We start from the raw sequence: 22,096 nt of genomic DNA on the forward strand, positions 1-22,096 counted from the left end.
AGCTGTAGTAAGTTAATAAATTGCTATATGCATATTCAACTTTCTGTAATTTGGTTACAACATCTTCTTCTAGAATCTTCAATCGCTTTAATTCAGTATCGCGATTAATCTCGCGAGTTTCTTTTTGCTGGAGCAAATTATTTAATTCAGATTTACGAGCAGCAATATCTTCGTTAATTCTCTTGCTAACTTCTCTTTCGTAAGAGTCAAAGCACTCTTTAACTGCATTGTATACAGTATGCCATTGCTCGTTTGCTACTTGGGGTAAATATTTTACTAACTCTTTCTTTGCCTTTTTCACTAATTCTTTTCGCGCTTGATCTGCTTGTAAAAATCCTACACCTAAACCTAGTAGAGCAAATCCAATTGGCCCAAGAAAAACACCTGTGATTGCCGTAATTATTCCGCCGATCCCAATGACAGTAAAGTAATTTAACAGAATATTTTTCCAATCGAATCCTACCCCAGCCATTGCAAAACCAGCTAAATTTCCTCCTGTGAATGATAACAAACCCATTGCCCATTTTGCCCACCCTGGAGAGTTATCTTCTTCTGTAGTAGTGGCGGGATTGACTTTGATTTTTTCTCCTGTTAATTTTTCTGTAATGCGGTCTGTTACTTGACTGTAAGAAGCACCATATTGTGCAGCACTTCTCGATAGTTGTACAAATGCTGCACTGATTTCTTTTTCGGCGGTTAAAGTCCAATCAGCTAATTTATCGGCAATATATTGTTCAAAAGCTTTTTGCAGGGCGGCGTTAAATGCTTCTCGTTTACCACTGCTGAGAAAATCAAATAAATTTAATTCCGGTTGATAGCGGAGAAAATCACTTTCAAAAGTATTGCCCAAGTTTAAAATATAAGTTTTGAATGAGTCAGCGATCGCTTTTGCTTGAGCATCCCTAGTATTTCTGATTTCTTGCTGGAATTGCTCGTGGATACCTCTGAGTTTGGTAAATTCTGGCTCTACAGAATTAATACGTTCTCGCAATTGGTTAACATCTTGCTCAAGTAATGGTATCCGTCTTTGAATTGCTTCACGAGTGCGATCACACGCTTGTCTTGCTAATGTTCGTACTTGTCGCAATTCGGCGATCGCTCTTTCTCTGGTAAGAAAGGTATTGAGTGCTTTCATAAATTCAGGAAAGCCAGTTCCCTCTAGGGAAGCTTGAGCATCTTTCAACCGTCGCCGTAGCGCTTGAATGGAAGAGATTTCAAACACGCGCTCATCGTAAATATCTTGTCCGTCTACAATACAATATTCAGCCAAATTTGCTTGAAAAACTTGCCGCAGTCTCTCCTCAGCTTCTTTTAGCTCTTCTTCATCATCTGGATCGATTAAGGCTTCGCGTACCTGATCCCAAGCGTTGATTAAGAAGAAAACCGACAGCCCCCTACCTCTAATATAATTTTCCAGATAGCGCCGCTCACCTAATGTACAAGGCTGAGAGGCTCTCAGCACAAATAGAATTGCGTGACAATTATTGATATAACCCAAGGATAATTCGTTACGCGCCTCTGTATCATTTAATCCTGGACTATCGACAATTTCAATTCCTTTTTCCAGCAATGGTAAAGGATACTCGACTACAGCATGACTGACATCAGGAAATGCCTGCTTATTTTGTTGCTCTAGTTTCTTCGCCTCTGCTGGATCAATTGTATATTGATGTTTAAATTCATCAAAATCTAAATTCTGCGGACTTTTGCCATCATTAAAATGTACTGTAACTTTTTTTTCAGCGCCGTAACGTAAAACTGTTAATACCGCAGTACAAGGATTAACATCACTCGGTAAGATTTTTTCACCGATTAAAGCATTGAGAAATGTACTTTTACCCCGTTTCATATCTCCTAAAACTAATAGGCGAAAGACGCCTTGGCGGAGATTTTTGCTGACTACCTTAATATCTTCAATATCACGCTCTAAACTTAATTTACCAGAGCCTGCCTCTCCAGCTAATTCCGCTTTATCAATTGTTTGTGCAATTTCTTCTAGTGCGATCGCTACTTCTTGTCTTACTTTAACAACTCGTTCCAAGTCGTTAATAAAAACATCTGTTTTTGTTTGATAATCCATGTTAATTACTTTTTTTGAAAAATTATTATTTTTTCTCGGTAAAAAAGAGTTTATAGGCAACAAAACCAATCGTGCCTACGATGATTACTCCTGCCAAAACTGACGCTATTTTCACCGCTGCTATTGTTACAATTGCAAACGCAAATAATTTAAGTCCCAGAATTACTTGCGTCTGTCTAAGTTTTCCTGAAGCTTCAGGTTTATCTTTAATAGGTTTATAGACATTTATATCTTTAGCATGAATTTCCGCTTCCAATTCCTGAAGTCGCTGTTCTGTCTCTTTTTGTCGCAGTTGATGCTCTATACGTTGGAGGTGTTTGTATTTATCTTCTTCAGATTCCACCCTAGTTCATCCCATCCAAGACAAATGAAAGAATATCAGCACTAAGTAGTGCCTTATATGTAAATTAAATTACAGATACTTATACTGCCATCAGTGCAATTATCGTATCTACATAATATTAATTTGAAACAATAAATTTAAGTATATTCCCTGGGTTGAACTAGATTTTTAGAGGCGCTCAAAGGGCAGCACACTCAAGCTCGTACTGGCTTGCTATTCTCAATTAGTACCCTAGCCCGCCAAGAAATTAATTTCTTGGCTTATAGCCCAAGTCCACTTAAGTAGACTGTAACCACTAATAATACTAAATTTATATGTGGGAGTTTTGTTTCAAGATTCTAAAGTAGCCTATTAATCAATGGTTTTCATCCAAAATTTAAAATCCAAAACTTGTACTGAGCTTATCGAAGTATCCATAATTGGTATAAATGGTTAGGCAAAATTAAAGTTACGGGTAGAGGCAAGGGAACAGGGAATAGGGCGATCAGATATATTAAACTTGAAAGGTAGAATGCTCTCTCATTACAACAGCAGCAAAGGTTTGCCCTATTTGTCATGATTTTTAAATGGAACTGCGATCGCTAGGCAATAATCTCAAGCTTCATTCAATCCCAGTGCCACTATAGGTAAGAATTTTTATAGTAAAACATAGGTTAATTCAAAATGGATATTAAGAACGGCTTTGTAGGCACCGTTGGCAACACACCCCTGATTCGCTTAAATAGCTTCAGTGAGGAGACTGGTTGCGAAATTCTCGCTAAGGCAGAATTTCTCAATCCTGGAGGTTCTGTGAAAGACCGTGCTGCACTTTATATCATTGAAGATGCGGAAAAAAAAGGCTTAATCAAACCCGGTGGTACAGTAGTAGAAGGAACTGCGGGAAATACTGGCATTGGACTAGCTCATATCTGCAATGCCAAAGGCTATAAATGCTTGATTATCATTCCTAATACCCAGTCGCAAGAAAAGATGGATGCTTTAAGGGCATTAGGTGCAGAAGTTCGTCCGGTTCCTGCTGTGCCTTACAAAGATCCTAACAACTACGTTAAGCTATCTGGCAGAATTGCCGCTGAGATGGAAAACGCCATCTGGGCAAATCAGTTTGATAATTTAGCCAACCGTCACGCCCACTACGAAACTACAGGCCCCGAAATTTGGAAACAAACAGATGGTACAGTAGATGCTTGGGTTGCATCCACCGGAACTGGCGGCACATATGCGGGTGTGTCCATGTTCTTGAAAGAAAAAAATCCAGAAATCAAATGCGTGGTTGCCGATCCAATGGGTAGCGGTATTTACAGCTATATCAAAACTGGCGAAATTAAAATAGAAGGCAATTCAATTACTGAAGGCATCGGGAATAGCCGGATCACTGCAAATATGGAAGGCGCTCCAGCAGATGATGCTATTCAAATTGATGATAAGGACGCGATACGGGTAGTTTATCAACTGTTGCAGAAAGATGGCTTATTTATGGGTGGTTCTACTGGTATCAATGTTGCTGCCGCTGTTGCCCTTGCCAAGCAGATGGGGCCAGGACACACTATTGTTACCATCTTGTGTGATAGCGGTTCCCGTTACCAGTCACGCATCTTTAACCGTGAATGGTTACAATCAAAAGGGTTATTAACAGAATAGTCATTAGTCATTAGTTATTGGTCAATAGCAAGGAACTCTGGACTTTTGACTTTTGTACAGACGCGATTAATCGCGTCTCTAGTATTGACATCTACTCTTGCTTCTTGACAAATGACTAGCACTCAACCATCAAACTCTCCTGCAACACCTCCTGTTTCTAATCGATGTGTACGTATCTGCCAAAATCGCACCTGCCGCAAACAAGGTGCTGCTAAAGTATTAGCAGCTTTTGAGGCTATGTCCATCCCTGAGGTAACGGTAATGGGTAGCGGTTGTTTAGGACAATGTGGTAATGGGCCTATGGTGCTGGTGTTGCCAGATATGATCTGGTATAGTGGCGTCCGTCCAGATGAAGTGCCTTTGGTAGTCGAACAGCATTTGTTAGGCAATCAAAAAGTGACAAAGATGCTTTATTATCGGTTTCATTCCCAGGGATAAGGTTATTAATAGCTGATAGAAGTCTGCACTTTTGTTGACTGAATCGAGATATCTCATGAATATTGAGCAGCTACGTGAATCTTTAAAACTACAATGGGTAAAGTATTATTGTAAAAATCGTCCCTGGTTAACAAAAATGCGTATCTGGGGCACTTATAATGGTCAGCGTCGTCCTTCCTCTGATTTTATTTTGGCGACTTTGTCAGTTTTGGAGCCACAGTTGGATGAAGTTCTGCCTTTTTTGTTGGAATTAAATAGGAATCCCGATCGCATAGTTGCAGCTTTAAATCTCAATTTTAATCCGGAAGAGCATTTGCACTTAATCAAGGAAAATAATGCAGATGAACATCAAGATGCTGATGACTCTGCTGTGATGAGTATACTTCGTGAAAAGTATAACCATAGAAATTTAGGCGATCGCAAGCTATATCCTTTGCCTTCATTAACAGCGATCGCAAAAGCTGACAACAACAAACCTGCTCCATTACTGACGTTAATTAGCAGGAATGAAAGTCATGCTGAAGCTGTATCATCGATGGTACTTGCCAGCTACTTTGAGGAAAGTAACTGCATACCTTTGCCTTCAGTCGTTGCTGCTAACGAGGTAGAAAGCGAATTTGAATCTTTACCTGCAATTATTGCTAACGAGGTGGAAAGTAAAGACAAACTTGTGAAAATGCCACTAAAAGAATTTCAGGATCATGTTAACTCATTTTCGATTAAGAAACTTTTTAATTTTACTGCTTGGATAGATGACTTTTGTCAGGGTGTGGGATGGGATAAAGAAGAAGCTATTTTTATTCCATTTTAAGAGGGACTAGGAAGAGGAGGGGGGAGGGGGAGAGTGGGAGAGGGGGAGAATGAGGGAGCGTGGGAGCGAGAGAATAAGAGTAAATACCCTCGTACCTTCCCTCTTTCATACCCTCACTCCTTCTGGGTGTCACCTTGTCCTCTTCCCAATCCCCATTATTCTGGGTACTCATGAGAAACAAAGGGAATTTCTACTATTTCACCCGCAACTTCTCCAACTTGCACTTGCAAGCCCGCTCCACCTGCTTTGCTGCGAATATATCCTAAACCACGATAGCCTTCCGCAGTTTCCGTAATGCTAGTCAGCTTGCCTACTTTTTCATCCCCGGCTGTAATTGTTGTTCCTGGTTCAACACCAGCATTTAAGTTTATACCCCAGAGGTGCTGTTTTACACCTTTATAAGTATTTAAACGAGCGATAGTTTCTTGTCCGATGTAGCAACCTTTGTTAAACGAAATTGTCTGCCATAAACCTGCTTCCAACGGATTATAATCATCTGTTAGTTCGTGTTCTGGTGCAGGGCGTCCTTGAGTAATTCGCAATTCTTCCCAAGCGCGATCGCTCATTGGTACTGCACCCAACTCTACAATTTTGTTCCAAACTGTTTCTTTCAAAGCAACTGGCAAAATCAAAGTATACCCAAAAGAAGCCAAGCCACTACCAACAGCTACACGTATCCCATCAAAACTTAAGTGATTTCCATAAACTTGACCGATAATAGTTCCAGCACCAAGCTTTTCTACAATTGCATCACTTTTCGGCCCTAGTAAGCTAAAGGTAGCTGTTTCATCAGTAACATCGGTTAGCTGTACTTTGTCAGCAAAGAAAATGTAACGATCTAGCCATTGCATCAAAAACTCACGCCGATTTGGCGAAACCAACAGCAGAACAGCATCTTCCATCACATAGGCTGTTACCAAGTCAATTGTACGGGCGGTGGATGTCACGAAAACTGTATCGCAACCTTGATTTGGTTTTAGTGTTTGAAAATCATTAGTGCTTTGATTGTGCAAAAAGCGGAGGCGATCGTCATCAGCAACTTTAATGCGCCCCCAATGAGAGCGATCGCATATAGCAACTCCTTCTTGTGCTGCTTGGATAGCCGCTGTGTCTTGACTGTTAGTGGCAGATGTGGACATGGCGATGAGGTTATAGGTTATAGGTTACAGGTTACAGGAATATTTTACTTATCTATCCCCTGTTCCCTATTTCCTGTTCCCTGTTCCCTATCACCTGTTCCCTGTTCCCTGTCCCCTATCCCCTATGCCGGTATCCGATACATTAGTATCTTCGCTTTGGAATTTTCTTCCACAAAAACTAAGTACTCACCGTTTGAGCGACGAAAAGCGCGGATACCGTAAGGTATATCAATCCAGCCACTTTCGCCAAAAACTTCCGGGCCGGGTTTTAATTGTATTACTGGCGCTCCTGTTTTCGCATCGTAAACAAAAACTTCTGCGGTTTTACTACTAACGGCAAAAACTCTGTCCCCAGCCACATCAATCGCTTTCATGTGCAATTTTGGATCGCGATGGGGTTCATAAGGTAAAGGTATTCGCCAGCGCACATTTCTCTTTTTGCTCCAGTTGTCGTAGCGGACTATTTCTGTACCTGCTAATCCCCAATCACCATCTATGTTGGGGCGATCGCTTGTATATCCTGACAAATACATCACATCTTGTTCGGGAATATACTCGATTCTAGTTGGGGTTTTAAAAGGTGCTGGCATGGGAATCTTTTCTACAGCAGTACGGCTGTAAGCAGGGCAGCCATGAGCATCTAATCCTTGCGAACGAAAATGTTTGATGTAGCCAGCTTCTGCTGCTTGCCAAACATCCCCTTTGCTATCAATTTCCCAACCCCAAACAGAAATGTCATCTTCACCCAGGCTTTGATATTCATTAGCCTGCATCGAACCATCACCGTTCACATCTCGCCATAACCAACTACCTTTAATTGACTGATTAGTCGGCCAATTACTATGAGTTTTAGAAAAAATGCCGCATGGAACAGCTGTCTCTCCATCAAAACGATAGACTAACAACCGTTCTGCCATCATATCCGCAGACATATACAGGAAACGTTTTCCTTGAATGCGACGAACAAAAGCAGCTGAAGGCGTCATGTGTAGTCGTGGATCGTTAGGATAGCGGAATTTATCTAACGTGTATCCTTTATAGTTCCATTCCTTCCCGCTACCTTTACGGTAGTCCATAGTGAAATGTTCTTCTTTGGTATATACATCTACCGCATCAGTACCAGGATCGGCATCAGCACTATCTACAAATTTCAAACCAAGCAACTGCCACTTTAATTTTCCTGATGGAGTAAATGCCCGCAAATCCGTACCTGAACCATTGTAACCAAAGGCAACATTACTAATATAAATATTTCCTGCTGCGTCTGTACCGACGCCGCTAACACCGTAAAGTTTCAAGTCGCCAATTTCACCACGATTACCTGCATAAATACCACCTTTAATACCAAAAGTGCCAACCTGTTTTGGCTTATTTGTAATGTCATAAATTAGGATTTGCTGACGCGGCCCATTGTCTGCTACTAATAGCCTACCTTGGTTATCAATTGCGATCGCTGATGGTTCAACGATATCTGCAATTCCTACAGGCAACTGCTTCCCTGTTGGAGAATAATGCAAAAGTTTGATAGGGGTTTTGTCATTTTTATGTTGAAGTTTGTGCTGAAGAATCCACAAATTTCCTTTTTTATCAATCGTTATCTTGCCTGGATTAGGAACTGCAAAGTTACGTATTTCCTTCATCGTAGCCTTATTGTAAACACGGACTCGATTGGCTAATTTGTCACTGGCGTACAAAAGTTCGTTTGCAATTGCCAACCCAGTCACTTCACCTTTCTTGGCAGTGCTGACGATTAACATACTTTTATCCCAGCCACGCCCACCAGGAAAAGGTGCAGGCTCTCCCGATAAGTCATAGCGGCGGATACAATGCCATTCAGTTCCTTCGCGAGGATAATCTTCTTCTGCTTTACCCCCAGGATACTGGTGCATTGCAACATACATATATTTTGTATCTACAGCGATCGCAACTCCCCCGAATCTTCCCCATCCATGGGTTTGCTCGGCTTTGCCAATCACATCGCCATTTTTATAAATTCCAACTTCTCGCCCCGCTTCATCCCACGGCGTATTGGTATAGACTGTACCGTCAGGAGTAACATATATATCGTGTACGTTAATTTGTACCCACTTTTTCCCACCGCCAAAAGAATTACCAATCCAAGAAGTTGTGTAAGGTTTAGCAGCCGCTGCAACCTGCGTAGTTAAACTTTCAGGAGTAGCTTCGGCAGTCACATTTTCAGGTATAACTTCTGGAGTCAAATTTTCCGGCGTAACTGCCGCAGTTACGTTTGCAGGAGTAGCTTGTGCGATCGCATTGTCAGGTGTTACTTTTGCAGTCACACTTTCCGGCGTAGCTTTTGCAGTCACATTTTTAGGTGTAACGTCCGCACTCACGTACATTGCAACTACAATTGCAGTTGTGATTCCAAGAATCAGACTAAGTAAAAACTTGAAATATTGATCAGATCGGAAATTCCTACCCCAAAACAAATTCTTGATTTGTCGATAGAGTAATTGCATTCTACTAAGTTGCTTTCGGCTGAGTTTGCTGAGATAACGTAGCAATTTGTTGTTCATATCTAGTTAATTACAAAACCTTACCTTCAAATAAAAATCCATAACACCTAACATCTAAGAACTTTTCAATAACGTCTATTGATTTTTATTTATTTATTAACAGTGGCTAATTATACTCAAAAAATATATACTAAAATTACATTCTTCTTATTACTAACAATATTGATAATTAACATTGTCAATCATATTCTTATACAAAATATCGGACATTGTAGATTAAAGGCGTTAGTTTACACAAACTTTATAAAAAATACATTATTTTTTTATTGTAAATTTATTTAACTCAGAAAAATAATTCTGAAAGCTCATATTTTCTCAGTATTTTTATATAAATAATTTGACGATCACATTCTCTTCATAATTACATCTTAAAATATGTATGAAATAAATATGGCGATTTTAATTTATACATAATTCACCATTAAAACAAACAAAATTGATGTTTTTCTGGTTTTTACTTTTGCCAAGAGATAATAGAGTCATCTGTGGCTATAATTCAGCATGATGAAGAAAATATTCTGAATTTTGAATCCAAAATTCCTATTCAATTCACTATTAATAGTTGTATTATGGATAAAATATAGATTCCTGTAGTACTTAAAGTAAAAATCATCTGAAATTAGATAGAAATTATTCTAAAAATCTATCTGTGGTTTTACTGTTTTATTTACTGATAATATCTACAATCAGAGAATATCAGTAGAATCACCACCCAAGCCTTGCTATTTTCAAAAAAGGTGGTGAAAATCAGTAAAAACAAATATAAAGGCAAGCAGTGGATCATTGGAGAACAAGAGGTGAAAAGTAACCAAGAAAACGATACTTCAGTATCTGCATATATTCTTTGTGTGGGAGCAGGATGGTTTCCCAAAACACCCGGAGGGTTAGAAAGATATGTTTATGAACTGACTCAGAAATTAGCTGCAAATCAAGATCGCATTGAAATATGTGGAGTTGGTTTACCAGAATCTGAACCGAATTCGCAGATTAAATTAACTAACCTGGCTTCGCCAGATGCTCCTATTTTGCAACGGCTGTGGTCTATTCGCAATAACTTCAAAAAAACAAGAGTGACTAAGCCAGATGCAATTAATTTGCATTTTGCATTATATAGTTTTCCGATTTTAGATTTGTTGCCCAAAGGAGTACCAATTACCTATAATTTTCACGGGCCTTGGGCATACGAGAGCAAGCAAGAGGTTGTTCATCAACAGATCACTGTTTTGCTAAAACATCGGCTGATCGAAAAAAGCACTTATGATCGCAGCGATCGCTTTATCGTCCTCAGCAAAGCATTTGGTCAAATATTACACCAAAAATATCAAGTTCCCTGGGACAAAATCCACATTATTCCTGGTGGAGTCGATATTAATCGGTTTCAGACCAATTTATCACGACAAGAAGCTCGTGCTAAATTAGGCTGGCCGCAAGATCGTCCGATTATTTTTACAACCCGCCGCTTGGTGTGCCGAGTTGGAATTGACAAGTTGCTGGAAGCCCTCGCAATTATTAAGCCAAGAATACCTGATTTTTTGCTGGCGATCGCCGGTCGCGGTCATATGCAACAAACGCTCCAAGAACAAGCAGCAGAACTAGGATTGAGCGATCGCGTCAAATTTTTAGGGTTTTTACCCGATGAGCAATTACCAATAGCTTATCAAGCAGCTGATGTAACTGTAATGCCTAGTCAGTCTTTTGAGGGTTTTGGATTGGCAATAGTCGAATCCCTCGCCTGTGGTACTCCCGTATTGTGTACTCCTGTAGGTGGTATGCCAGAAATTTTAGAACCATTTTCACCCCAGTTAATTACGTCTTCTACTGAAGCATCAGCTATTGCTGAAAGATTAGAACAAGTGCTGTTAAGGACAGTACCAATACCTTCAAGAGAAGACTGTTATCAATATGCAGTTGCTAACTTTGACTGGCATAAAATAGCTCAATCAGTCAGAAAAGTTATGTTAGCATCACCGTTTTGAGTTGAAAATTAGCTCATGAGGTCAGGGAACAGAAATTGTTAATAAACGATTTAGGATTGCTATAGAAATTTTTTAATTACTCAGTAATTCGATGCTTCTTATACTTAAGCATAGTCAAAAATCATAAATTATTGAGTATTAATTATCGTTCATAATTAATTCTAATAAAATTCATCCTGCCAAGAAAAAAAAATTGTGTATGGTAAAAGTGAATCGCAAATAATATTTTGAAAGTAAGGTCATGACAGACAATATAGCCTTACTTATCAAAAAAATTAACGTGAAAAATTTACCAAACTAAGAATTCTGGTTAGGAATGTAATTAGTTATGAAATTAAGCGTGATCTTACCTTGTTTCAATGCAGAGAAAACGCTTGCCGTGCAACTAGAAGCACTAGCACAACAGGAATACTCTAAAGCTTGGGAAGTAGTTATTGCTGACAATGGTTCTTGCGATCGCACGTTAGCGATCGCTCATGAGTATTTAGCAAAATTACCAAACCTGCAAATTGTCGATGCCTCTTATAAACCAGGGGCTGCACACGCCCGCAATATTGGTGCACTTGTTGCTAGAGGAGAATATTTAGCATTTTGTGACGCTGACGACGAGGTTGCACCTGGTTGGGTAGCAGCAATGGGTGAGGCTCTATCTAAGTATGACCTTGTTGGAGGTCGAGATGAACACTGGAAGTTAAATGAGCCTTGGATAGTACAAGTTTTTGGATGCGAGGAAGGTAGTGGAATATATAATCATCCCTATTTACCAATGCTGAGTGGTAATAATTTGGGTGTCAAGCGTTTTCTACACGAAGCGATCGGCGGCTTTGATGAAACTTTATTACAACTCGAAGATGTTGACTACTGCTGGAGACTGCAACAAGCTGGAGCAAAACCATATGAAGTCACAGACGCAGTTGTTCATTTTCGGCTCCGTACCAGCACTATGAGTATATGCGATCGTGCATGGAAGATGGGTTGCCAAGAAGCTGTGTTGTATAAAAAACATCGACCAATAGGAATGCCTCAATTGATATCATGGAAAACCCTACTCAAAACAGGGGTAATGTTGCCTTTACGCCTGCTGCTACAAGTCCGTAACAAAGTTACCTTAGTTCAATGTTTAATGGAGTTGGCATGGCGGGGCGGGCAATTGCGGGGTTGTATTAAATATGGCTATCTGCCGTTTTAGATTATTAGGCGTAAAACATTAAATAGGTAGGCAAGAATAAAAGCAACTAAGTTAAGGAATGTAAAATGATTGGAAGTACGGGCGGGTTTTAACAACAATCTTTTTAGGATGATGAAATATCTAAATAAACCCGCCCCTACCAATGACTAATGACAACCTTAATTAGTTAACTTTATTTTTACCAACCTACATAAATGAAAATACTTTTTTTAGATCAAAGCGGTAAACCCGGTGGTGCAGAACTCTGCTTGATAGACATTGCCAAACCTTATCAAGATACTTGTCTAGTTGGTTTATTTGCCGATGGTTCATTTAAAACATTGCTAGAAGAAAATCATATCCCAGTTCAGGTTTTAACAACTCAAGCCATACAAGTTCGTAAGGAAAGCTCCCTGCTCAAAGGATTGGGAAGTATCGGGCAACTTCTACCGTTAATTGTTAAAGTTACACAAATAGCTCGTAAATATGATTTTATCTATGCCAATACACAAAAAGCATTAGTTGTCGGGGCAGTAGCTAGTTTTTTCAGCCGCCGTCCTCTAGTTTATCATTTACATGATATTCTTACGCTGGAGCATTTTAGCCAGATTAACCGTCGCATTGCTGTCACGGCTGCAAATCGTTTTTCCTCATTAGTAATTGCTAATTCCCAAGCTAGTAAAATAGCTTTTTTGGAAGCGGGAGGACGCGCAGATATCACCGAAATTGTCTACAACGGTTTTAATCCAAAAAATTATCTAACCGATAGTTCTGTTGTTAATCAAATCCGAGAAACACTAGAACTAAATGGGAAATTTGTAGTTGGACATTTTAGCCGTCTTGCTCCTTGGAAAGGACAGCATATATTAATAGAAGCCCTAACTCAATGTCCTGAACAAGTAACAGTAATTTTAGTAGGTGATGCCCTATTCGGCGAGCAAGATTACGTCCAGCAATTGCACCAACTAGTCGCTACCCTGAAACTAGAAAACCGAGTTAAATTTTTAGGATTTCGCTCAGACATTCCTCAATTAATGGCAGCTTGTGATTTAGTGGCGCATACTTCTACAGCTCCAGAACCTTTTGGTAGGGTAATTGTAGAAGCTATGCTCTGTGGCAGACCTGTAGTAGCAGCTGCATCAGGTGGTGCATTGGAATTAGTAGAACACGGTGTTAATGGTTTTTTAGTTACACCAGGAAAACCCCAAGAACTTGCACAAGTAATTACTGCTTGTCTTGGCAATTCCCATGAGACTGAAGCGATCGCCAAATGTGGACAGACAATCGCCAGTCAACGTTTTGATGTGGAAAACATCAATCAGCAAATAGCCCAACTACTGTTAGGTATTGGGGATTAGTGATTGGGATTGGGAAAAGGACACGGAGATGGGGGGACAAGGAGAAGAATTCTTCCCCTCTTTCCGTCTGCTCCTCTTCCTAGTCCCTAGTCCCTAGTCCCTAGTCCCCAGTACCGAGTTCCCTAAGCATTTGCTGGTTGAGCAGCTACAGGAGCATTTGCCATAGACTGCTGACCATTTAGAATTGGTTTGCGGGTTTTTAAGTCAAATTTATATCCATGGGGCAAAATATGAAGTCTTGCTCCGCATATTGCCAAGGGTTCATCTCTCAAAATTTCTTCAACGTTACTGTGTATAACCTCTGATTCATCAACGATAGTGACAGAGCCTTCTCCAATCACTTCAATCTGGCTATCAGTAACAACCATAGCGGTATTTTCATCAATACCGAAGCCTAAAACGGCAGGCTGCTGTGCCAAAGCAGAAATTAAGCGCCCCAAGCGCCCACGTTGTGAGAAATGTTGGTCAATTACCACCCCAGGCAGAAAAGCCATACCGGGGCCCATATCGACAATTTCAATACGAGGATTTGTTTCGGAATCGCCTTCCACAATCATCACGTCTGGCATCACTGCCGCTCCCGCGCTCGTGCCTCCGATCACCGCACCTTCCGAAAAGCGCTTGTGAATCGCTGCATCGAGTTCGGTATCCTTAAGAATACTAGTAATGCGAGCTTGATCGCCACCAGTAAAAAATATTCCGGTTGCCTTCCTCACTGCTTCTAAAGCAGTAGATGAAGAGGCATCTTCACGAGTTTCTGTATCAACTATGCGCACCTCCTCTGCTCCTAAACGCTCGAAAACTCTAATATAATTTTCTCCTACGTCTCTAGGTAGCTCTGTTGCTGCCGTCATAATTACAATTCGCGCCTTTGTACCCCCAGATCGGCGCACAAACTCCCGTAGAATTTGGCAATCTCCCTCTTTATCTTCCGCTCCCCCAATAATTACTAACTGCCGCTTGCTTCCATCCCCTGCCATAGTGCCTCCGATTGTGAGTTAATATTAGGAAAACATGACAATTAAATGTATAAAAACATCTCTTTGGTCGAAGACCAAATGTTGACGATTTTTACAGTATTTGAAAATTTACATCTGTCTTGAAAGAGGGTTAAAAGGGAGCTAACGAAGCACACCCGTAACCCATCTGTATGTATCTGTGTCTATCTGTGTGTATCGGTGGTCGATTTTTCATGCCCTGATTGTGGGCAGTCGCCCATGAGAGTCTTGCACCAGTCCTAACTGCCTGGAGACAGTGCCTCGAAAACCTCGTGGCTAGGTTTAATCTGGTAACGAGAACCAGAAACAAGATATACTTACCTAATTAGCAGTGTTCCACAACTGCATAAGAACTTAGGTAAGTGATTGTAGAAATTAGGGGAATACTAATTAAATACTGACAACAATACACCCCTATATTTTTCTCAGCCAAAAGATCATTTTTCTACTTTATATTTTTACGGTTGTTTTTTAATCGAGTTATTTATACATCTAAAATTTCACCAACCGTAATTATAATTAATACTCCTATTTTTTAATTTCTATATTTTCTATTTTTTATTTTTATATACTTATTGCTATTATCGCATCATTCTTATGATATATTTATATTGTTTCTTCTGACAGTTAATTTTGATAGTTGGGAATATAAATGGGTAAATCTAATTCTTAAAATATATCTAATTAATTAGAGATTTTTTGAAAAAAATATGTATTTATGAGAATTTCCTGCCAGATATCCGACTTTTTGAGAGGTCGAATATCTGTGTATTTCTTGAATAAGAATACAGAATTTAGAAGTTACAATGAAGAATTTTTTCTGGCTTTTGACTTCTGGCTTCTATTTAGATAAAAAAATACTCTCGATGAAAAATATACTAAGCGAGAGTAAAATATAAAAATTTTTATTCAACCGTGATTGTTAAATCATACTTCAAACGTAAAAAATAAAAAATTTTGCTAATTTGTCTGGTTGTTGAAAAGTAGATTTACTAAAAAAGAATGGGCTTCTTCCAATGGAAAATGTCTGGGTTTACCTTGGAATACAATCTGAAACTCGTTTTTATCTGGGCCATCTCCATAACCAGAAATGAGTTTACGGTGAAAAGCTTCCTCAGCAAGGTGGCGAACTTCATTTCTGAGAGCAGCCTGGGTAATATGCATACTTTGCTGTCTCCTAAAAATTTTTGCGTATTTTTATTTATATAAATTTTGGCATCATATTGCACCATTCAAAAGTTATATCTTTATGAGACTGACATTTAACTTTGATCAAGAAAAAAGTTGAGTGCCTCAGTTGTTAAGAGCCAGAATAATTTACCAATTCTGTATTCAGAGTTCATATTAACTTCAGTACCAGTACTTAGGCTGATTGGGTGAGGAAGATTCTATACAGCTTGAATATACCTTTAGATAGCTAAAAAATTCTATCAATAGGATTAAACTGATACAGATAAATAATGATTCAATGCTCAAGTAAACTGCAAGGCAATTGCTTACAGTCCCATACTTACTTTAATAAATTTATAGACAGTAAATCTGGAGCAAAGTAAACCAGCATACTGATACCAGGGTGTTTCGTTAAAGGTATATATTCTAATGATTCAACAGAAAAGCACTGATACAGTCCGGGTTAATGCTAGAAAAACCGATGCTTTTGATATCTTCAACTTCAAGCATTATATTGGGCCAAACCCCTACTTAGATACAGGAGCATTAGTATTTGATTTTAATTTGACTGAGAATTGGCGACCTCTACCTATAGAAGATTATGTATCAATTATTAGCGATCGCTACCCACACTTAAGCAACCAAACCTACGAATCCTACGCCCAGCTATTTGCCTGCACCGTAGCGGAAGTGGGAAAGTTGGATATGGATTTGCACCTAGATCGCTGGAGCATCAAACCGAATGGTAAATACGTAAAAATTGCCGTGCAATCGCTACACGAAGCCACAACACGAGCTGTAGTTTACTTTGTTTGGGATTGGTTTGAAGCGATTACTCAAGAAGAAGACATTGTCTTTGAACAACAATTACGAGTGCTGCAAAGAAGATTCCGGCAGTCTGTTTACGGAGGGCCAACAATTTACGCCTTATTGCGAACAGCTCATCAAAAAGGTATTCCCACCTTCTATCTGTGGGAAGAAGGATTAATGCAGTACGGTTATGGGAAAAAACAAGTTCGTGGTATAGCAACGACATTTGATGGCGATAGTCATTTAGATTCTGACTTTACTACCCGCAAAGATGACTGCAAAGCATTTTTAGGAACCTTGGGTTTTCCGGTACCCAAGGGTGATATAGTTGTTTCTGAAAAAGAAGCTTTTGCTGTAGCAAGAAAAATCGGCTATCCAGTTGCGGTTAAACCTGTAATCGGTCATAAAGGAATTGGTGTCACTGCCGATATTCAAGACGAAGATGAACTAGAATCTGCTTTTAGGAGAGCGGTTGAGGCTATTCCAGAAAACGAGCGAATTCGGATTATTGTCGAAAAAAGTATTCGCGGTAAGGATTATCGTTTATTATGCGTCAACGGTAGATTTGTTGCAGCTACCGAACGCCGCCCCGCATCCATTGTAGGTGATGGATATTCAACGATTGACGAGTTAATCGAACGAGAAAATCGAAAACCCGCTCGCTTAGATACACCTACCTCGCCCATGAGTAGAATTCAGCGCGACGAGGCGATGGAACTTTACCTTGAAGAACAGGGTTTTTCATTAGACAGCATTATTGAAAGAGATCGTACTGTTTATCTGCGCAAAGTTGCCAATCTCTCGGCAGGTGGTGTGAGCATTGATGCAACTCGTACTCTTCATCCCGACAATATTGTTTTGGCGCAAGACGTTGCCCAACATTTTCGGTTAGTTTGCTTGGGCATTGATGTAATAGCTGAAAATCTTGCCCAATCTTGGAAAGAAAGTAGCTTTGCAATTTTGGAAATCAACGCTGCTCCTGGTGTTTTGATGCATCTTAATCCTGCTGTTGGTGAAAGCGTAGATGTGCCTTCCTATATTTTGGAAACCTTTTTTGAAACAGGTGCTGACGCCAGGATACCAATTATTACCTTTAACCAAATCTCAGTTCACGAACTTCAAGAAACTATTGACCATATTTTGTCACTGCATCCAGACTGGACGATAGGTGCTATCTGTGGTGATGGAGTTTTTATTAATCGGTCAAAAAAATTTTTGCATCAGGATTACAATAGCAACGTCCAAACTTTGTTACGCAATCCCAAGTTGGACTTGTTGATTGCTGAGTATGAGCAAGACACCCTGGAACAAGAAGGTATGTTTTACTACGGTAGCAATATGGTGGTTCTGAATAATCCCACTGAAATTGAGATGATGTTGGTACGGGATGTTATTGATGGCTCAACTGTAGTGATTAAAAAAGAAGATAATATTTTCATTCAACGCCAAGGTTTGATAGAAGAGTACACACTCGGAGAAGATGAACCGTTTACAAGAGTTTATTTGAAAGAAATTAATACGGTTTTGTGAGCGAGAACAGAGTGTGGGCAAGCCCCCCCTACCCCCTTCTTCTTGACGTGAAGGTGCTTGTCTTGCAAACTTGTTTTGCGCTCCTCGCAGGTTTTAACCGACAGGAAGCGCATCGGCAATAATTTATTCACGATCGTTTTGGGGACTATCAAAAATGTCAAAACAGCTGGGCAAGAAAATCACACCCACACCTATGCCCAAAGAAATTGGGGTAGTTGATTTGATTGATAATTACTTCACTGCCTACAATTCGGCACGGTTGCGGGAAGTATGCCAGCTACTTAGTCAAGACGTACTCAAAGAAGGTGTAACGGTAGGAGTTAGCCTTTCCGGTGCAATGACACCAGCAGGATTTGGGGTTTCGGCGATCGCCCCATTGATGCGTAATGGTTTTATTGACTGGATAATTAGTACTGGTGCCAATCTTTATCATGATATGCACTATGGCTTGGGTTTTGAAGTATTTGCTGGCAATCCATTTTTAAACGATGTCAAGCTGCGTCAAGAAAGTACTATCCGTATTTATGACATTATTTTTAGCTACGATGTATTGTTAGAAACAGATGCTTTTATTCGGAAGATTTTGCAAGCAGAACCTTTTCAAAAGCGGATGGGAACTGCGGAATTCCATTATCTGCTAGGCAAGTATGTTCGGGAGGTAGAAAAGCAACTAGGAATTGAGCATTCTTGCTTGTTAGCAACAGCTTATGAATGTGGCGTACCGATTTACACATCTTCTCCTGGTGATAGCTCTATTGGCATGAACGTTGCTGCCCTAGCATTAGAAGGCTCCCAGTTAATATTAGATCCAGCCATTGACGTGAATGAAACCGCAGCGATCGTCTACCATGCCCGCGAAGCAGAAGGTAGGAGTGCAGCAGTCATTATCGGTGGTGGCAGTCCCAAAAACTTTTTGCTCCAAACTCAACCGCAAATTCATGAAGTATTGGGGCTAGAAGAACGAGGACACGATTACTTTGTCCAATTTACTGACGCTCGCCCAGATACTGGTGGTTTGTCGGGGGCTACGCCTTCAGAAGCAGTCAGTTGGGGCAAAATTGATCCGGATGAGTTACCCAGCACGATTGTTTGTTACACCGACAGCACGATCGCACTGCCCCTAGTAACTGCATATGTAATTAACCGATGTCAACCTCGTTCTCTAAAGCGACTGTATGACAAGCGCCAACAAATGCTAGAAAAACTGCAGGCAGATTATTTTGCAGCGAAAACCCAGCCAACAGAGAAAATACCTGCTGCCGTAGCGGATAGTGCAGAAGAAGTAGCCACCTATCCCTGTGGTAGGTTGATTCACAATACTCTTTAGTGGATGGTAGAGGCGAGTTTGATTGATGATCTATGGGTGAAAACCGACAATTTATCTTTTAAACCCGCCCATACAGTGGTTAGTGGTTTTCTACTATCTACTAACCTTTCACCTTTTATGTTTGTTAATTCAAATTGCTAAATCCTTGTTTTGACGCAAATTTAGGCTTCATGCCTGATTTTATACGTAATTTCCCGATTCAGATCTTCGTGCGATCGCTTTCTCGAATTTTTAGAAATATCAAAAATCCAGAATTTGTACAACTCTTTCGTTCAGCAGATCATAAAATTGAGAATCACCTTCCATAAGTTGGAGGAAAGGGCTTTTTCAGGTTTATTAGGATTGGTTCAGAAGAAAAATTTCAAGCAAGGATTACAGGTATCATCGAACATCCCAAGTCAAGAATTGAAAAATTATGAGGAGGGAAAATGCAACACGATGAATTTATTGGACAAGTTCAACATCGTGCTCGTCTGAGTTCACGGGGCGATGCAGAAGTGGCAACCCGTGCAACCTTGGAGACACTCGCTGAACGCTTGGCTGACAACGAGCCGATCAACGCTGCTTCTCAACTGCCAAGGGGCATTGCCGACTATATGCAACATATAGACGCAGGAATGGGGGAACGTTTTTCTTTGGATGAATTCTTCCAGCGAGTTAGTGTCAGAGAAGGTGTAGAATTACCTCAAGCTGTCTTCCATGCTCGTGCGGTGATAGAAGTTCTCCAAGAAGCAGTGAGCCAAGGTGAAATAAATGACATTCGCGCCCAACTTCCAGAAGAGTTCAATCCACTATTTGAAGCTGGTAGCCAAGGAACGATGCGCGTGAATGCTTAGTTGTCAATTTCTAATAGGAAGTTTAAATAACCACACCACTGGCATATTCAGTGGTGGATAAATTTTTTTAGATCGATAAGAAACATTTTTAGGAGCGTGGACACTGTGCTATACAAAAATCGAACAGCAGCAGGTCAATTTTTGGCCAAAGAGTTAGCTGCCTATGCTAACCGCCCAGATGTACTGGTGTTAGCATTACCAAGGGGAGGCGTACCTGTTGCCTTTGAAGTTGCTAAAGCCCTAAATGCTCCCTTGGACGTTTTTGTGGTGCGCAAACTAGGCGTACCCGATCAGCCAGAGCTAGCAATGGGAGCAATAGCCAGTGGTGGTGTGCGAGTTTTGAATCAGGATATAGTGCGATCGCTTCGTTTGACAGAGACAGAAATCAGCCGAGAAGAGGCAAAACAACGACAGGAATTGGAGCGACGAGAACGCCTTTATCGGGGTAACCGCCCTTTCCCAGTTATACGCGGGCGCACCGTAATTGTAGTAGATGATGGTTTAGCAACAGGTGCAACCATGCGGGCGGCTATTATGGCATTGTTGACACAACAACCAGCGCGGCTTGTGGTTGCCGTGCCTGTTGCTGCACCCCAAACTTGCCAAGAGCTTGAATCTGAAGTAGATGAAGTTGTTTGCGCCGTCACACCTACCCCTTTCTACAGCGTTGGTTTGTGGTACGAGAATTTTCCTCAAACCTCGGATGAAGAAGTGCGAAGTTTGTTAGAAAAAGCAGCAAAGCGAGATCGGGAATCAGCAATTCATGTTTAGCTGATATCATGCACCTTTCTCAATAACCGTAGGGTGGGCATTGCTTAGATTTGGCTCAAAACCTTATTTTTACGATATGGGCAATGCCCACCTTACAAAAATCGCAATTAAAAAACTGGTGCAAGATGTGAATTAGGAAAGTGGTTAGAACTTGCAACCTATAAAGCAAGTAAATTATCTACACCATAAGAATTAGATTAAGCGCGATCGCACGCAATTCACTGTAAGGTGGGCAGTGTCCACAACCTAAAAATAAGGGTTTGAAGAAAGTTAGGCAGTGCCCACCCTACAAAACTAACTACTAAACCCGCCCCTACTAACTTTCGATAAAAGTTTATCCATTGCAGTAACAGAATAAAAGATGAAAGTTCCACCAGAAATTACTTATCGCAACTTAGAAAAAACTGATGCTATTGATGCCTTAGTTCACGAAAAGATTGCCAAACTAGAACAAGTTTGTAACTACATTAGTAGCTGCCACATTGCTATTGAAAAAATTCACGATCGCCCGCGTGCTGGTTCACCATATCGGGTGCGAATTGACATGACAGTACCCCCTGGGCACGAACTCGTAGCCGAGAGCAATCCGCCAGATGTCAACCAATATCCACCCTTAGAGTCGGTAATCCGAGATGCTTTTAATGCAGCTGTTCGCCAGCTCAAAAAACTCAGCGAGCAGCAGCATGAGTATGACAGAGCCAAAGTTCAAGATAACACCCAACAAACAACGGCACTAGTTACCAAGCTATTTCCAGAAGAGGGTTATGGCTTTGTGAGAACTCTAGACGGACAAGAAATTTACTTCCACCGTAATAGCGTGCTTCATGATGACTTTGAGCGTCTAGAAATTGGCACAGGTGTAAGTTGTTTCGTAGAACTTGGTGAAGAAGGGCCACAAGCGAGTACGGTAAAGATTGTTGATAAACCTGGTGCTCGTGCCGGTAAGGTGGAACAAAATATCATCGAACCACCTTTAGGTTGGAATGAGTAGATGGTTGTGATAGTTAAAAGTTGAATTCAACTTATCAAAAATACCCAACTAAAGAGAGACGCAAAACCAACTTAAAAAAAGCTAATTTTGCATTATAAGCAGAAGCGTAAAAGCTTGGAGAACGCGCTCTAGTGGACTGCTGATTTTGCTTTTGATCAAAAAGCCGATCGCAGTC

At 40.5% G+C, this 22,096-nt stretch carries 18 protein-coding genes; 12 read left to right on the plus strand and 6 right to left on the minus strand.

The genetic code is table 11. From position 1 onward, the window contains the following. Together UYC_RS0122165 and UYC_RS0122170 are read right to left on the minus strand one after the other, a co-directional pair. Positions 1 to 2,080, minus strand: a 2,080-nt coding sequence (locus tag UYC_RS0122165; protein ID WP_016875111.1) for a dynamin family protein, incomplete at its 3' end; no start/stop codon positions are given. Positions 2,081 to 2,105: 25 nt separating this feature from the next. Further along, a complete protein-coding gene (locus UYC_RS0122170; protein WP_016875110.1) occupies positions 2,106 to 2,423 on the minus strand; it encodes a hypothetical protein in 318 nt (105 codons plus the stop codon). Positions 2,424 to 3,086: 663 nt separating this feature from the next. On the opposite strand from UYC_RS0122170, the gene UYC_RS0122175 reads away from it, so the two are divergent. The 3 genes from UYC_RS0122175 to UYC_RS0122185 all read left to right on the plus strand — a co-directional run bounded on the left by UYC_RS0122175 (position 3,087) and on the right by UYC_RS0122185 (position 5,310). Further along, a complete protein-coding gene (locus tag UYC_RS0122175; RefSeq protein WP_016875109.1) occupies positions 3,087 to 4,061 on the plus strand; it encodes a cysteine synthase A in 975 nt (324 codons plus the stop codon). Between the two features lie 111 nt (positions 4,062 to 4,172). Beyond that, positions 4,173 to 4,499, plus strand: a complete 327-nt coding sequence (locus tag UYC_RS0122180) for a (2Fe-2S) ferredoxin domain-containing protein (RefSeq protein WP_016875108.1) — start codon at positions 4,173 to 4,175, stop codon at positions 4,497 to 4,499. 55 nt (positions 4,500 to 4,554) lie between these two features. Then, positions 4,555 to 5,310, plus strand: a complete 756-nt coding sequence (locus UYC_RS0122185) for a DUF5331 domain-containing protein (RefSeq protein ID WP_016875107.1) — start codon at positions 4,555 to 4,557, stop codon at positions 5,308 to 5,310. Between the two features lie 155 nt (positions 5,311 to 5,465). Here UYC_RS0122185 and ygfZ read toward each other — a convergent pair whose 3' ends face one another. Both ygfZ and UYC_RS0122200 read right to left on the minus strand, forming a co-directional pair. Then, complete coding sequence (gene ygfZ / locus UYC_RS0122195; RefSeq protein ID WP_016875105.1) at positions 5,466 to 6,449, minus strand: CAF17-like 4Fe-4S cluster assembly/insertion protein YgfZ; 984 nt, start codon at positions 6,447 to 6,449, stop codon at positions 5,466 to 5,468. Positions 6,450 to 6,571: 122 nt separating this feature from the next. Next, complete coding sequence (locus tag UYC_RS0122200; RefSeq protein ID WP_016879659.1) at positions 6,572 to 8,986, minus strand: NHL repeat-containing protein; 2,415 nt, start codon at positions 8,984 to 8,986, stop codon at positions 6,572 to 6,574. Between the two features lie 797 nt (positions 8,987 to 9,783). Between UYC_RS0122200 and UYC_RS0122205 the strand changes: the two genes are divergently transcribed. The 3 genes from UYC_RS0122205 (at position 9,784) to UYC_RS0122215 (ending at position 13,488) form a co-directional block, all read left to right on the plus strand. Then, positions 9,784 to 10,962, plus strand: a complete 1,179-nt coding sequence (locus UYC_RS0122205; RefSeq protein WP_026087484.1) for a glycosyltransferase family 4 protein — start codon at positions 9,784 to 9,786, stop codon at positions 10,960 to 10,962. Positions 10,963 to 11,290: 328 nt separating this feature from the next. Next, positions 11,291 to 12,151 carry a glycosyltransferase family 2 protein gene (locus tag UYC_RS0122210; protein ID WP_016875102.1) on the plus strand — a complete coding sequence of 287 codons (861 nt, stop codon included), beginning with the start codon at positions 11,291 to 11,293 and terminating at the stop codon, positions 12,149 to 12,151. 194 nt (positions 12,152 to 12,345) lie between these two features. Then, positions 12,346 to 13,488, plus strand: coding sequence for a glycosyltransferase family 4 protein (locus UYC_RS0122215; RefSeq protein WP_016875101.1), 1,143 nt, complete (start codon positions 12,346 to 12,348; stop codon positions 13,486 to 13,488). A 122-nt stretch (positions 13,489 to 13,610) separates the two neighbouring features. On the opposite strand, the gene UYC_RS0122220 is transcribed toward UYC_RS0122215, so the two are convergent. Both UYC_RS0122220 and UYC_RS0122225 read right to left on the minus strand, forming a co-directional pair. Beyond that, on the minus strand, positions 13,611 to 14,468 hold the full coding sequence (locus tag UYC_RS0122220) for a cyanophycinase (RefSeq protein WP_016875100.1): 858 nt from the start codon (positions 14,466 to 14,468) through the stop codon (positions 13,611 to 13,613). A 978-nt stretch (positions 14,469 to 15,446) separates the two neighbouring features. Continuing rightward, complete coding sequence (locus UYC_RS0122225) at positions 15,447 to 15,650, minus strand: hypothetical protein (protein ID WP_016875099.1); 204 nt, start codon at positions 15,648 to 15,650, stop codon at positions 15,447 to 15,449. Positions 15,651 to 16,085: 435 nt separating this feature from the next. On the opposite strand from UYC_RS0122225, the gene UYC_RS0122230 reads away from it, so the two are divergent. The 6 genes from UYC_RS0122230 to UYC_RS0122250 all read left to right on the plus strand — a co-directional run bounded on the left by UYC_RS0122230 (position 16,086) and on the right by UYC_RS0122250 (position 21,921). Beyond that, the gene (locus UYC_RS0122230) at positions 16,086 to 17,996 is read left to right on the plus strand and encodes an ATP-binding protein (protein ID WP_016875098.1); all 1,911 of its coding nucleotides are present in this window, start codon (positions 16,086 to 16,088) and stop codon (positions 17,994 to 17,996) included. A gap of 154 nt (positions 17,997 to 18,150) precedes the next feature. Next, the gene (locus UYC_RS0122235; RefSeq protein WP_016875097.1) at positions 18,151 to 19,323 is read left to right on the plus strand and encodes a homospermidine biosynthesis protein; all 1,173 of its coding nucleotides are present in this window, start codon (positions 18,151 to 18,153) and stop codon (positions 19,321 to 19,323) included. 170 nt (positions 19,324 to 19,493) lie between these two features. Next, positions 19,494 to 19,631: a hypothetical protein gene (locus UYC_RS38015; RefSeq protein ID WP_157171266.1), complete on the plus strand. Its 138-nt coding sequence runs from the start codon at positions 19,494 to 19,496 to the stop codon at positions 19,629 to 19,631. A gap of 120 nt (positions 19,632 to 19,751) precedes the next feature. After that, on the plus strand, positions 19,752 to 20,159 hold the full coding sequence (locus UYC_RS0122240) for a DUF2267 domain-containing protein (protein ID WP_016875096.1): 408 nt from the start codon (positions 19,752 to 19,754) through the stop codon (positions 20,157 to 20,159). Positions 20,160 to 20,264: 105 nt separating this feature from the next. Further along, on the plus strand, positions 20,265 to 20,930 hold the full coding sequence (locus UYC_RS0122245; protein ID WP_016875095.1) for a phosphoribosyltransferase: 666 nt from the start codon (positions 20,265 to 20,267) through the stop codon (positions 20,928 to 20,930). Positions 20,931 to 21,291: 361 nt separating this feature from the next. Further along, complete coding sequence (locus tag UYC_RS0122250) at positions 21,292 to 21,921, plus strand: HPF/RaiA family ribosome-associated protein (RefSeq protein ID WP_016875094.1); 630 nt, start codon at positions 21,292 to 21,294, stop codon at positions 21,919 to 21,921. Positions 21,922 to 22,096 lie beyond the last annotated feature (175 nt).

Origin of the sequence: Chlorogloeopsis fritschii PCC 6912, assembly GCF_000317285.1 — a bacterium.
Taxonomy (GTDB): Bacteria; Cyanobacteriota; Cyanobacteriia; order Cyanobacteriales; family Nostocaceae; genus Chlorogloeopsis; species Chlorogloeopsis fritschii.